Source organism: Rivihabitans pingtungensis (assembly GCF_003201855.1).
GTDB lineage: Bacteria > Pseudomonadota > Gammaproteobacteria > Burkholderiales > Aquaspirillaceae > Rivihabitans > Rivihabitans pingtungensis.
In genome coordinates this window covers 17,826-30,595 of record NZ_QJKI01000007.1, presented here as the reverse complement: position 1 = coordinate 30,595, position 12,770 = coordinate 17,826, and the positions used below count along the sequence as shown (strand labels likewise).

Annotated in this window: 14 protein-coding genes and 1 tRNA gene; 11 read left to right on the top strand and 4 right to left on the bottom strand. The window is 65.1% G+C overall.

The window, feature by feature from the left end; translation table 11 throughout:
• Positions 1-3: 3 nt before the first annotated feature.
• The gene (locus tag DFR34_RS07185) at positions 4-957 is read right to left on the bottom strand and encodes a helix-turn-helix domain-containing protein (RefSeq protein WP_110390484.1); all 954 of its coding nucleotides are present in this window, start codon (positions 955-957) and stop codon (positions 4-6) included.
• Between the two features lie 127 nt (positions 958-1,084).
• Between DFR34_RS07185 and DFR34_RS07180 the strand changes: the two genes are divergently transcribed.
• Complete coding sequence (locus DFR34_RS07180) at positions 1,085-1,600, top strand: isochorismatase family protein (protein ID WP_110390483.1); 516 nt, start codon at positions 1,085-1,087, stop codon at positions 1,598-1,600.
• Positions 1,601-1,632: 32 nt separating this feature from the next.
• Here the strand turns inward: DFR34_RS07180 and DFR34_RS07175 are convergent, their stop codons facing one another.
• On the bottom strand, positions 1,633-2,904 hold the full coding sequence (locus DFR34_RS07175) for a sigma-54 interaction domain-containing protein (protein ID WP_110390482.1): 1,272 nt from the start codon (positions 2,902-2,904) through the stop codon (positions 1,633-1,635).
• Positions 2,905-3,125: 221 nt separating this feature from the next.
• Between DFR34_RS07175 and cydP the strand changes: the two genes are divergently transcribed.
• From cydP to DFR34_RS07130, 9 genes are all read left to right on the top strand, one after another.
• Positions 3,126-3,320, top strand: a complete 195-nt coding sequence (cydP, locus tag DFR34_RS07170; protein ID WP_110390481.1) for a cytochrome oxidase putative small subunit CydP — start codon at positions 3,126-3,128, stop codon at positions 3,318-3,320.
• Positions 3,310-4,878, top strand: a complete 1,569-nt coding sequence (locus DFR34_RS07165) for a cytochrome ubiquinol oxidase subunit I (RefSeq protein ID WP_110390480.1) — start codon at positions 3,310-3,312, stop codon at positions 4,876-4,878. Before cydP ends, DFR34_RS07165 begins: the two co-directional genes overlap by 11 nt.
• 21 nt (positions 4,879-4,899) lie before the next feature.
• On the top strand, positions 4,900-6,039 hold the full coding sequence (cydB, locus tag DFR34_RS07160) for a cytochrome d ubiquinol oxidase subunit II (RefSeq protein WP_211309324.1): 1,140 nt from the start codon (positions 4,900-4,902) through the stop codon (positions 6,037-6,039).
• Positions 6,040-6,072: 33 nt separating this feature from the next.
• Positions 6,073-6,417 (top strand): NifB/NifX family molybdenum-iron cluster-binding protein, encoded by a 345-nt coding sequence (locus tag DFR34_RS07155; RefSeq protein ID WP_110390478.1) that lies wholly within the window; start codon positions 6,073-6,075, stop codon positions 6,415-6,417.
• Between the two features lie 44 nt (positions 6,418-6,461).
• A complete protein-coding gene (cydX, locus tag DFR34_RS07150) occupies positions 6,462-6,581 on the top strand; it encodes a cytochrome bd-I oxidase subunit CydX (protein WP_110390477.1) in 120 nt (39 codons plus the stop codon).
• The gene (locus tag DFR34_RS07145) at positions 6,565-6,834 is read left to right on the top strand and encodes a cyd operon YbgE family protein (RefSeq protein ID WP_110390476.1); all 270 of its coding nucleotides are present in this window, start codon (positions 6,565-6,567) and stop codon (positions 6,832-6,834) included. The genes cydX and DFR34_RS07145 overlap by 17 nt, the downstream gene beginning before the upstream one ends.
• A 175-nt stretch (positions 6,835-7,009) precedes the next feature.
• On the top strand, positions 7,010-8,581 hold the full coding sequence (locus DFR34_RS07140) for a methyl-accepting chemotaxis protein (RefSeq protein ID WP_158281759.1): 1,572 nt from the start codon (positions 7,010-7,012) through the stop codon (positions 8,579-8,581).
• Between the two features lie 65 nt (positions 8,582-8,646).
• Positions 8,647-8,731, top strand: a tRNA-Leu gene (locus DFR34_RS07135).
• A 149-nt stretch (positions 8,732-8,880) separates the two neighbouring features.
• Positions 8,881-9,633: a hypothetical protein gene (locus tag DFR34_RS07130; protein WP_110390474.1), complete on the top strand. Its 753-nt coding sequence runs from the start codon at positions 8,881-8,883 to the stop codon at positions 9,631-9,633.
• Between the two features lie 18 nt (positions 9,634-9,651).
• Here DFR34_RS07130 and DFR34_RS07125 read toward each other — a convergent pair whose 3' ends face one another.
• Positions 9,652-10,446 (bottom strand): AraC family transcriptional regulator, encoded by a 795-nt coding sequence (locus DFR34_RS07125; RefSeq protein ID WP_110390473.1) that lies wholly within the window; start codon positions 10,444-10,446, stop codon positions 9,652-9,654.
• A 90-nt stretch (positions 10,447-10,536) separates the two neighbouring features.
• Here DFR34_RS07125 and DFR34_RS07120 point away from each other — a divergent pair, with 90 nt between their 5' ends.
• On the top strand, positions 10,537-11,742 hold the full coding sequence (locus tag DFR34_RS07120) for an MFS transporter (RefSeq protein ID WP_110390472.1): 1,206 nt from the start codon (positions 10,537-10,539) through the stop codon (positions 11,740-11,742).
• Positions 11,743-11,845: 103 nt separating this feature from the next.
• Here the strand turns inward: DFR34_RS07120 and DFR34_RS07115 are convergent, their stop codons facing one another.
• Positions 11,846-12,757, bottom strand: a complete 912-nt coding sequence (locus tag DFR34_RS07115) for a glycosyltransferase family 2 protein (RefSeq protein WP_211309323.1) — start codon at positions 12,755-12,757, stop codon at positions 11,846-11,848.
• Positions 12,758-12,770 lie beyond the last annotated feature (13 nt).

The following is a 12,770-nucleotide window of genomic DNA, read 5'->3' as shown; positions in this document are numbered from 1 at the left end:
CGCTCAGCCGCCAGTAAATGCCTGTCGCCAAGCACTGGGCGATACAGCAAAACTGCGGCGAAAATGCAGCCGGAACGCCTCGGGCGAGCCAAAGCCGGCCAGCACGGCAATCCGCTCGATGGGCAGCGCGCTGACTTCCAGCAGGCGCTGGCTGAACGCCAGCCGCTCGCCCAAGAGCCAGGCCTGAAACGATTGCCCGGTCAACTGGCGAAAACGCCGGGTGAAGGTGCGCCGACTCATCAAGGCCCGCGCCGCCAGCGCATCCAGGCTGTGCGGCGCATCCAGCTGGGCGCGCACCTCGTCCAGCAGACCGGCCAGCCGGGCGTCGTCGCGCGTGCGGGGCAAGGGCCGCTCGATAAACTGCGCCTGGCCGCCAGCGCGATGCGGGGCAATCACCAGCCGGCGCGCCGCGCGGTTGGCGTCTTCCGCGCCCAGGCGCTCGCGCAACAACTGCAAGCAACAATCCAGCGCCGCCGCCGTGCCGGCCGAAGTCAGCAGCGCGCCATCAGCCAGATACAGCACATCGGCGTTCAGCCGCACCTGTGGGTGACGGCGGGCAAAATCCGCCGCATACGCCCAGTGCGTGGTGGCGCCGCGCCCGTCCAGCAGCCCGGCCTGCGCCAGCAAATACGCGCCCAGACACAGCCCCACCACCTGCGCGCCACGCGCATGCGCCGCCCGCAAGGCATCCAGCACCGCTTCGGGCGCCCGCTCGGCCGGGTCGCGCCAACTGGGCACAATCACCACTTCTGCACGGGCCAAGGCTTCCAGCCCGTGCTCGACGCTCAGGGTAAAGCCCGACGTGGTGCGCAATGGCCCGGCCTCCCAGGCGCACACCTGCACCGGAAAGCGCTCTGGCAGCGGGCAGGCCTCGCCAAACACCACGCACGGCGCGGCCAGATGAAAGGCGCTGATGCGGTCAAAGGCCAGGATGGCCACGGGATGCACGCGGGGCATAAAGCCTCCTGCCAGGACAATACAGATTGGCCCGATCTTACCGTTTACTGTCCTGCGGGTCACTGCCGGGCGCAGGTTGGCGCTGCGATGATGGGCGCTCACCACCACCCTGAGGAAACACCCCGCCATGAACCAGCCCGCCCTGATTGTGATTGACGTACAAAATGATTATTTCGCCGACGGCGCTTTTCCGCTGTGGCAGACCGACGCCGCGCTAAGCCAGGTGGAAGCCGCCGTGGCCCACGCCCGCGCCCACCATGTGCCGGTGATTCTGGTGCAGCACATCGCCGCCGGCCCGGCGCCGTTTTTTAACCGCGACAGCCACGGCGTCGCCATCCACCCACGCCTGCTGGCCGCCGCGCCGGACGCGCCAGTGGTGATCAAAACCCACGCCGACAGTTTTCTGGAGACCGACTTGCAAGCCACGCTGGATGCGCTGGGCGTGGATAGCCTGTGGCTGTGCGGCATGATGACGCACAACTGTGTCACCCACACCGCGCTATCGCCTGCCGCCGCACGCTATCCGGTCACCGTGCTGGGCGACGCCAGCACCACGGTCAGCGAGATCCTGCACATTCTGGCGCTGCGCGCGCTGGCGCCACGGGTGGCGGTGAAGACGGTGGCCGAGCTTGGCGTGGCATAAACCCCGTTGCATTGGGCGCACGCTATGTGCCATCACGGCCGCCAACCCGCCTTCAGTCGCCGGTACAGCGTGCGCTCACTGATGCCCAGCTGTGCAGCCAGCGCTTTGCGGCTGGCTGGGCTGTTTGCGCTTGGCGCCGTGGCTGCAGGGGGCGTGTCGGCGGGCGCCAGCCAGGGGCTGTCCAGTGGATCGTCCAGATGCTCTGGCTCAATGCGCGGGCCATCGCACAGCAGGCTGGCGCGCTCCAGCAGGTTGCGCAGTTCGCGCACATTGCCCGGAAACGGCAAGCTGGCCAGCCGGGCCAGTGCCGCCGGGCTCAGGCGCAGGCCACGGCTGGGCGCGACGCGTTCCAGCAGGGCGTCGGCCAGCGCCGGGATGTCTTCGCGTCGGGCGCGCAGGGGCGGCAGGGCAATCGGAAAGGTATTCAGCCGGAAAAACAAATCCTGACGAAAGCGCCCATCCGCCACCATTTGCCGCAAGGGCCGATGGGTGGCGGAGATCACCCGCACATCGGCGTGACGCGGTTCGACCGAGCCCACCCGGCGAAAGGCGCCGGTTTCCAGCAGGCGCAGCAGCTTGACCTGCAAGGTCAGCGGAATATCCCCCACTTCATCCAGAAACAGCGTGCCGCCTTGCGCGGCTTCGATCAGCCCGATCTGGCGGCTGACCGCGCCGGTGAACGCGCCACGCTCGTGACCAAACAGCGCGCTTTCGAACAGGGTTTCTGGCAGTCCGGAACAATCCACCACCACAAAGGGCCGGTTGGCGCGCTTGCTGGCGCGGTGTATCGCCTGCGCCACCAGCTCCTTGCCTGAACCCGATTCGCCTTGCAGCAGTACGGTGGCGTCTGACGGCGCCACCCGGCTGATCTGTTCCAGCATGCGCACAAAGGCCGGCGCCCGGCCAATCAGGTCGTCGTTGCCATGGCGGCGGGCGCTGGGCAAGGGGGTCATGCGCTCGACAAACCAGCTGATCTCACCATGGGCATTGCGTAGCGGCATCAGCTCGATAGCGACGTATTCCTCGCCGTGCGGGGTGTGATGCAGGTGCAGCACACGCTCGCGCTGGCCGGATTCCCGGCTGCGCGCCAGCGGGCAGCTTTCGCCGGATTGGTCACACGGTGCGTCGTAGTGATGCGAGACGTGATAGCAGGTTTGCCCAAGCAATGCGCGCCCGCTGCCGTGTGAATCACGGTAGGCGCGATTGGCGAACACGATGCGGTAGTCCGGGGTGAACAGGATGTGCGGCTCGGGCAGTTGTTCCAGCAGCGAGCGCAGCTCGGCCGGGATGGCGGGCAGGCTCATCGCGCACCTCGCACGGCAGGCTTGCGACGATATGCCGCATCGGCAGCGCGCGGGGCAGGCGTTAAAGTGTCGAAGCTGTCAGTCATGGCTGACATATTGTCACTGACAAAACTGCCATGCTGCCTGCTTATCCATGGCAAGAAACGCGCAATCATTTGAATTTTATTGATTTTCATCATTGGCACGGAAGTTGATAAAGCCTGGGGCTATCAGGAGGAGGTATGTCCCGTTCCCATCTTTCCCCGCTGGCCCGCCATCTGTGGTGGATTGTGCTGGCCAAGCTGTGTGTGTTGTGCGCGCTGTGGTGGGTGTTCATCCGCCCCGAGCGGGTCAGCGTGGACGACGCGCACATGGCCGGGCGGCTGGCTGCGCCGCCCGTTGCCGTTTCCACGAAAGGATCTACGCATGAGCATTGACCATGTGGTGGACGTGTCACGGCTGCAATTTGCCGTGACCGCACTTTACCACTTTCTGTTTGTTCCGCTGACGCTGGGCATGACCTGGCTGCTGGTGATCATGGAGGCCACCTATGTGATGACCGGCAAGCAGGTGTACCAGGACATGACCCGCTTCTGGGGCAAGTTGTTCGGCATCAATTTTGCGCTGGGGGTGACCACCGGCATCACCATGGAATTCCAGTTTGGCACCAACTGGGCGTATTACTCGCATTATGTGGGGGATATCTTTGGTGCGCCGCTGGCCATCGAAGGGCTGATGGCGTTTTTTCTGGAGTCCACGTTTATCGGCCTGTTCTTTTTTGGCTGGGACCGGCTGTCGCGTCGTCAGCACTTGCTGGTGACGGTGTTGATGGCGGTAGGCAGCAATCTGTCGGCCTTGTGGATTCTGATTGCCAATGGCTGGATGCAAAATCCGGTGGGCGCAGAATTCAGCTATCACACCATGCGCATGGAGATGACCGACTTCTGGGCGGTGGTGTTCAACCCCGATGCCCAGGCCAAGTTCGTGCACACCGTGTCGGCAGGTTATGTCACCGGGGCGATGTTCGTGCTGTCGATTTCCAGCTGGTATCTGCTGCGCGGGCGCGATATTGAATTTGCCGGCAAGAGCTTTCGCATTGCCGCCGCGTTTGGCTTTGCCAGTGTGTGTTCGGTGATCGTGCTGGGTGACGAATCCGGCTATACCGTCGGCGAGGCGCAGCAGACCAAGCTGGCTGCCATGGAGGCAATGTGGCACACCGAGCCGGCGCCCGCGCCGTTCAATGTGCTGGCCTGGCCGAACGAAGCCACCATGCAGAACGACTGGCAGCTGCAGGTTCCCTGGTTGATGGGCTTGATCGGCACCCGCTCGCTCAGCCAGCAGATTCCCGGCATCCACGACATCATCGCCGTCAATCGTGCGCGGATTGTTTCTGGCGCACAGGCGGTGACCGCATTGGCGCGGCTGCGTCAGCAGCGCGATGATGCAGTGGCGCTGGCGCGCTTTAACGCCCACAAGGCCGACCTGGGTTTTGGCCTGCTGCTGAAAAAATACACCGACGATGTCAGCACCGCCACGCCAGCGATGATCGACGCCGCCGCGCGCGACACCATCCCGAAAGTGGCGCCGATGTTCTGGAGCTTCCGGCTGATGGTGGCGCTGGGCATGGCCATGTTGACGCTGTTTGGCCTGGCGCTGTGGGCATCGGTCAAGGGCGATTTTGCCCGGCGTCCGCGCCTGCTCAAGGCGGCCTTGTATTGTTTGCCGATGCCCTGGCTGGCCTGCGAGGTGGGTTGGTTTGTTGCTGAATACGGCCGTCAGCCGTGGACCATCTACGGCGTGCTTCCCACCCATCTGTCGGTGTCCACGCTGTCGGTGGAATCCTTGTACGGCTCGCTGGCGGGGTTTATTGGCTTTTACACCGTGCTGTTGTGCGTGGAAATGTACTTGATGGTGCGCTTTGCCCGTCAGGGCCCGGGCAGCCTGGGGACTGGCCGCTACGCCGGCGACAGCGCCTCGCTCCATCTTGCCCACTGAAGCCAACGCAAAGGAACTGTGATGCTGGAATATGCAACCCTGAAACTGATCTGGTGGGGGCTGGTTGGCGTGCTGCTGATTGGCTTTGCCATCATGGACGGCCACGACATGGGCGTCGGCACGCTGCTGCCCTTTGTCGGCCGTGACGATGTCGAACGCCGGGTGATCATCAATACCGTTGGCCCGCACTGGGATGGCAACCAAGTGTGGTTCATCACCGCTGGCGGGGCGATTTTTGCCGCCTGGCCGCTGGTGTATGCCACGGCGTTTTCCGGATTCTACTGGGCCATGCTGGCGGTGCTGTGGGCGCTGTTCTTCCGCCCGGTGGGGTTTGATTACCGCAGCAAGATTCATCATCCGCGCTGGCGGCAGCTGTGGGATTGGGGCCTGTTCATTGGTGGGGCGGTGCCGCCGCTGATCTTTGGCGTGGCGTTCGGCAATCTGCTGCAAGGCGTGCCGTTTTACTTCCGCCCGGATCTGGTGTCGGTGTATCAGGGCAGCTTCTGGGCCTTGCTCAATCCGTTTGCCCTGCTGTGTGGCGTGGTGTCCAGCGCCATGGTGACTGCCCACGGGGCGATTTACCTGATGCATCGCACCGAAGGCGAGATCCAGCGGCGTGCCGGGCGCTGGCTGAATGCCTGCCTGGCGGTGGCGGCGCTGGCCTTTACCGTGGCCGGCCTGTGGCTGGCGCGCAGCATTGACGGCTATGTGATCACCTCAGCCGTGGCGGCCAATGCCCTGCCCGACCCGCTGGCCAAGGAAGTCAGCCGTGAGGCCGGCGCCTGGCTGGCCAATTATCAGCGCTGGCCGTGGCTCTGCGGGCTGCCGCTGCTGGCTTATCTGGGATGGTTGGTCACTGCCGGGCTGGCGCGTGCTGGCCGGACGTTTGCCGGCTTCTGGACATCCGCCCTGGCGCTGGGCGGGGTGATTGCCACGGCAGGGGCGTCGATGTTTCCGTTCATCATGCCGTCCAGCACGCATCCGGCGTCCAGCCTGACGGTGTGGGACAGCGCCTCCAGCCAGCTGACGCTGGGGCTGATGCTGGCCGCCACGGTGATTTTCATGCCGCTGATCATTGTTTATACCCGCTGGGCTTACCGGGTGATGGCCGGCAAAGTCACGGCGGATTACATCCGTGAACACAGCCACAGCGCTTACTGAGCCGGCTCACCCGCCCAGAAAGGACACCAAGCCATGCGCATTGCCATGTGTTGTCAGAACGGCCGGGAGGTCAGCGCCCATCCGGGCAAATGCACCCGCTTTATCCTGGTGGACACCGACAGCGGTCTGGCGCAGTGGCTGACCCTGCCGGCTGACGCCATGCTGCGGCAGGCCGCGCTGACCGATCACGCGCTGGGTGATTGTCAGGTGCTGCTGGCTCGGGATGGCGGTGCTGGTCTGGCCCGGCGGCTGGCTGAGGTGGGCGTGAGCCTGGCGCTGACCACGCAAACAGAACCGGGTGCTGCCGTTGCGGCGTATCTGGCCGGCGACAGCCTGCCGGTCACCCGGCTGGGCAAAGGGGTGTGCGCCGCCGCCTGAGCGCCGCCCGACATTATTTGACATCATTGTCTGAAAGGATCGTCATGTGGTATTTCGCCTGGGTGCTGGGGCTCGGTTTTGCCGTGCTGCTGGCCATTCTCAACGCCATGTGGGGCGAGTGCGCCCCTGATCGTCAGGGCGGCAGCGATGAAGGCCCAGCCTGAGTTGCCCCGGCCGCGTGCGGCCTTGTTGCTGCTGGCGGTGGCGCTGATGCTGGGGCTGACCTTGGCGCCCCAGCTGTTGCGCCATGCCGATGGCAGTGCCGACACCTTGGCCGCACTGTGGCTGTGCTGGGCGATGTGCGCCGGCTTTGTGCGCGGCGTGGGCTTTGTGCCGGTCAGCCGGCCGCTACGCTGGCTATTGGGCGCGCCAGCGTGTGGGTTGGCCTTGGCGCTGGCGGCCTGGCGCGTGCTCTGACGCTGCCATCGCCGCCTGCTGTCAGCGGTGCGCCAGGGTTTGGCCATCGTGGACGCCCGTGCCGGCATTTTCTTGCGAAAATACTATGCATATTGCAAGAAAATGTCATTTCATGTTTTTGCAATCTTCGGCGCGCAAGATGGCGGCCGTGTCTGACTCACGCCAACATTGCCCCATGAAGGTTTCCACTCGTTTATTTGCCCAGGCCCTGCTGGCGGCGCTCACCCTGTTGGCGGTGATGGCCGCATGCGCCTGGCAACTGGCGGACATCCGCCACACCCTGGAACGGGCCCAGTCCAGCCAGGCCGCCGTGCATCAGCTGACTGCCGCCAAAGCCGCCGCGCTGGAGCTGGCCAAGGCCGACCCAGTGTTGCCCGACACCGCCGCCCTGCTGACCCGCACCAGCGCCGAGGTGACGCGCGCGCTGAACAGCGTGGCGCGCGCCGAGCCGGCCGCTGGCAAGCTGCTGACGCCCTGGCGCGAGTATGTGCGCCAGTTTGACAGCGCCGTGCGCATTGCCGCCAGCTCGCCGGCCGACGCACTGGCGATTCCCGAACAAATCTACGCCATGCACCTGCAACCGATGCTGCGCCAGCTGGATGCGCTGAGCAATGCCTTGTCGGCTCAGGCGCGCGCCGATGCCGAGGCGGCGGATGCCGGGCTACGGCAATTGCTGTGGAGCGTGCTGGCTCCGCTGGGGGTGTCGGCGCTGTTGATTGTCGGCAGCCAGACTTGGCTGGCCGGGCGCTTGTCGCGCCGCTTGGCGGGCCTGGCGCGCGATGCGCGCGCGCTGGCGGCCGGCGATCTGGCGGTGCGCCTGCCTAATCAGGGCCGCGATGAAATTGACCAGCTGGCGGCCGCGTTCAATCATTTTGTCGATGACCTGGCCACCCTGCTGACGCGCGCCCAGCATGAGGCGCAGGTGATCGACGACAATGCCCGCTCGCTGGCCGGCATGGGCGCCAGCGTGTCGGCGCAAACCCGTGATCAATCCGAAGCCGTGCATGCCGCCAGCGCGCAGATCGAGGCCATCAGCCAGGATGTGCACCACATTGCCCTGGCCGCCAGCCAGGCCAGCGATGAAGCCGCCGATGCTGAATTGTTGGCCAGCCAGGCCAGCGAGATGGGCGGGCGCGCCATGCGCGCGCTGGATGAGTCGCAACACGCGGTGACCGGCGCTGGCGGGCATTTTGCCGTGTTTGCCCAGCGGCTGGCCGGCATTGAGCAGCTGTCGCAGGCGATTGGCGAGATTGCCGAGCAGACCAATCTGCTGGCGCTGAACGCCGCCATTGAGGCGGCGCGCGCGGGGGAATCCGGCCGCAGCTTTGCCGTGGTGGCCGATGAGGTGCGCAAGCTGGCCGAGCGCACCCGGCAATCCACCCAGGACATCACCCGGCTGGCCAGCGAGGTGCACGATGATCTGGGCGCGGCGCGCACGGCAATGACCGTCTCGCGCGATGCGGTGGAAGGCGCCGCCGCCGAAGGCCAGGCCATGGCCGATGCGCTGGTGTGCATCACGCGCGGCGTGCGCCAGGTGGCTGGCCATATTCACGATATGGCCGAGCGCACGGAAACCCAGTCCCAGGCATGTCATGCGCTGGCCGGTCATCTGGAGCGGGTGGCCAGCGGCGCCTGCCAGGCGGCGGCCGAGGTGGACGCCACCCACCAGCGCATCGAGGCGCTGGCCTCGATTGCCCAGGCCAAGCAGCAGAATATGGCGCGCTATGTCGGGGTGGTGACATCGTGAGGCCCGGTTGACCTTATCCGGCGGATGACGAAGCCGCCGTGATCTGGCATAATCTTAGGTTCGGTGCGCCTATGGCGGAATTGGTAGACGCAAGGGACTTAAAATTCCTCGACTTCGGTCGTGCCGGTTCGACCCCGGCTGGGCGCACCAACTTGCCCGATTACTGACAAACAGCCTTGCCCGTGTTTCACGGCAAGGCTGTTTGTCTATGTGCGCTTGCAATGCCGCGCAATTGACAGCCAGGGGTGGCGCTCTCTAATGTGGCTGGCATTTGCCTTTGCCTGCCTCAGGAGATCGTCATGTCCCACGCTGCCCCATTGCCCGACCTGCCTCAGTATCAAAGTCCGATGTTCATTCCCCGTTATCAGCCATTCAGCGGCGCGCGCTGGAGCCTGCGCCATGCCGATATGGTGCTGTGTCCGGGCTACTGGACACCGCCGCAACTGGTGAATGGCATGGCCCTGCTGACTCGCATCGACGACAGCGGCAAGCCGCATACCTGGATGTCGATGAGCCCGATGGAAATCGAAAGCCAGGAAATCGGCTGTCAGCACGCCAGAGGCCATGTGGTGGTGATGGGGCTGGGCATGGGCTGGGCGGCAGCCAATGCCGCGCTGCACCCGGCGGTCAGCCAGGTGACGGTGGTGGAATTCGACCCGGAAGTGATTGCCGCGGTCAGCCAGTCGGGGATTTTTGACCAATTGCCCGAATCTGCCCGTGCGCGGGTGCGGGTGGTGCAGGGCGATGCCTATCAGTATGTGCCGGACACGCCGGCAGATACCTTGCTGGCGGATATCTGGCTGCCGCTGTTTGGCGCCGAGCGCGATGCAGAAGTGCGCCGCATGTGCGCCAATACCGGCGCTGGCCAGGTGTATTTCTGGGGACAGGAAATGGTCATCGCCCACCGTGCCCGTCAGCGCGGACTGGCCATCAACACCGACACGGTGGCTGAATTGGTGGCCGAGATGGCCTTGCCGCTGATTGGCCCGGCCGAATGCCCGGATTACCCGCAGCGCATCGAGCTGGCGGCCGCGCGCTGGCTGAAGGCCTGAGCCATCCTGTGGCCATGTTCAGGCACGGTGCTGGCGCAAAAACTGGCCTGGCGGCACGCCAAAAGCGCGCTTGAACATGGCGGAAAACGCCGGCTGGCTGGCGTAACCCAGCTCGCTGGCCACTTCGCCCAGCGGCCGGCCACGGCTGATGCCGTCCAGCGCGTGCGCCAGGCGCAGTTGCTGGCGCCAGGCGGCAAAACTCATGCGCAATTCGCGCTGAAACCCGCGCGCCAGCGTGCGCTCGCTGGCCCCCACCCGCGCCGCCCACTCGGCCAGCGTCAGCGGCGACGCCGGCTGAGCGATCAGCGCCTGACACAGGGCGTGCAGGCGGCGGTCCTGCGGCATCGGCAAGCCCAGCGACAAGGGCGGCGCGCGACGGATTTCGGTCAGCAGCAGCGCGGTCAGCTGCTGGCGGCGCTGTGGCGCGTCGGCGCTGTCTGGCTGGGTGTCGCTCAGCGCCTCGAACAGCGCGCGCATCAAATCCGACACTTCAATCACTGCGCACGATGACAGTGACAGCGGCGCCACTTCAGGGGCGATATACACCGTGCGCAGCTCCACCTCGCCCAACACCACCACTTCGTGCTCGATCTGCGGCGGAATCCACACCGCGCGCAAGGCCGGCGCCAGCCACACCATGCCGGCGGCCGACAGCCGCATGGCGCCGCGCAAGGGATAAGCCAGCTGCGCCCAGTCGTGCCGATGCACTGGCACCCGCACATCCGGCGGCAAATGCCGCAGGTTGACGATGACCGGCTCGTCCGCCGTCGGCGGGCGTCGCGGGAGTGGGTCGCATTCCGGGTATGTCTGCATGGCGACAATTCTTGTCTGCTTATCGAGTTCCAGTCAAGGCGCCAGCCGGGCTAGACTGGCCGTCCCCCTGGATGGAACAAGGCTTCTGCCATGAATACGCTTTCTGCGCCGCTGGACGGTCGCCGCGACCTGGAAGTCATCAGCCTGATTGGTTTGGTGCACGGTGTGTCGCATTTTTTTCATTTGCTGTTGCCGCCGTTGTTTCCCTGGCTGATGGCCGAGTTTGGCTTAAGCTTTGCCGCCATCGGCGTGACCATGACGGTGTTTTTTGTGGTGTCTGGCGTTGGTCAGGCTATGGCCGGTTTTCTGGTGGATCGCTTTGGCGCGGCGCGGGTGCTGGCCGGCGGCATCAGCTGCTTTGTGCTGGCTGGGCTGACCCTGCACTTTGCCACTGGCCTGCCGATGCTGGTGGCCGTGGCGGCGCTGGCCGGGCTGGGCAATAGCGTGTTTCACCCGGCGGATTTCACCGTGCTCAACCGCCATGTGTCGCCAGCGCGCTTGGGGCATGCGTTTTCTGCGCATGGTCTCTCGGCCAATCTGGGCTGGGCCTGCGCGCCCTTGCTGTTGACCACGCTGGCCAGCGCCTATGGCTGGCGGCAGGCAGCCTTGGGCGCGGTGTTAGTGGCCTTGTTGGGTTTGCTGGCGCTGGCCTGGCGGCACGCGGCGATTGCCGACCCGCGCCATGGCGCCAGCCGCGCCACGGAGGCGCGGGCGTCCACGCTGGATTTTTTGCGCTCGCGTCCGGTGTGGCTGTGTTTTTTGTTTTTTCTGTTTACCGCCGCCGCGTTTGGCGCCATCCAGAACTTTGTCAGCCCGATTCTGCACGCCGTGTACGGCCTGGCGCGGCCCACCGCGGCGCTGGCCTTGTCGGTGTATATGCTGGGCTCGGCCGCCGGGGTGATTCTGGGTGGGTTTCTGGCGCAGAAAAACGCCCATGATCACCTGATTGCCGCCGCGCTGGGCCTGGCGGCAGTGCTGGCGGCGCTGCTGGCCGGACAGTGGCTGCCGGGCTGGAGCATGCTGCCCTTGATGGCCGGCATGGGGTTTTTTACCGGCGTGGCCGGGCCGTCGCGGGATTTGCTGGTGCGCCGTGCCGCCACCGCGCGCTTTGGCCAGTCGGCGTTCGGGCGGATTTATGGCTTTGTCTATTCCGGGCTGGATCTGGGCCTGGCCTGCGCGCCGCTGCTGTTTGCCGGCTGGATGGACGCCGGTCAGTTCAGCGCGGTGCTGGTGGGCATTGCCGTGTTGCAGGCGCTGGCAATCTTGACCGCCCTGCGGGTGGGCAAGGCCGGCTGAACGGGTATTTGGCGTCGCGATCCTGGCTAGCGTGTGACCGCAGGCAGTGCAAGTCGCACGGCAAGGTCACACTACAACGCCAGGAAGGGGGTGTGAGCGGCGCTTATTTACGAATTTTGCCCAGGCTGATGTAGTACAACAGCAGCCGCACCGCGCCCTTCAGGCTGGGCGACAGCACAAAGCTATACCAGGCAAATTTGGCAAAGTGGGCGTGCTGGCGCAGCGCCAGCAGCTTTTGGCTGTAGGCGTGCATGACGTCGTCGAGGTAGTCGATATCCAGCGCCAGGATGTACTGGCAACTGCTCAGGTGATCGACATGGGTTTGCGCCAGCCGGTGCTGGCCGCTGGCGGTGACATTGCCGCCATGACGGCGGTAGCGGCCGAGTACTTCATCCAGATAACGCACGCTGCCGCCGTGGTGCAGGGTTTCCACCCAGTACAGCCAATCCGAGGCCATCGGAATGGCCGGGTTGAAGCCACGTGCCGGGGTTTTGTCACGGCGCACCATGGTGGAGCAGGCGCCATTGAAGGTGCCGTGGCGGATGGCGGTGCGCACATCGCCTTCGGGGTGAAAGCGAGCGTTGAACAAAAACAGCGTCTGATCGGTGTCGGACTGGAACACATCCAGATTGTGGTAGCACAGCGTGCAGTCCGGGTGGGCTTCCATGAATTCCACCTGCCGGCGAATCTTGCCGGGCAATAGCAGATCGTCGCCGCCCATCCAGGCGATGTATTTGCCGGTACAGGCAAAGTGTGCGGCGTTGGAATTGGCGGTGATGCCCTGGTTGCGCTCGGCCAGCCGCAGCACAAACTTGCCGGGGTAACGCGCCTGATAGTCGCGCAACATCTCATGTGTGCCATCTTTTGAGCCATCGTCGGCCACGACGATTTCCAGATGGGGGTAATCCTGCGCCAGGGTGGATTCGATGCACTCGCGCAGGAAGTCTTTCTGGTTGTAGGTGACGATGCCGATGCTGACCAGAGGCAGGCTGGCGTCGTTCAAGGTGGCGGGCATGGGGCTTCCTGCG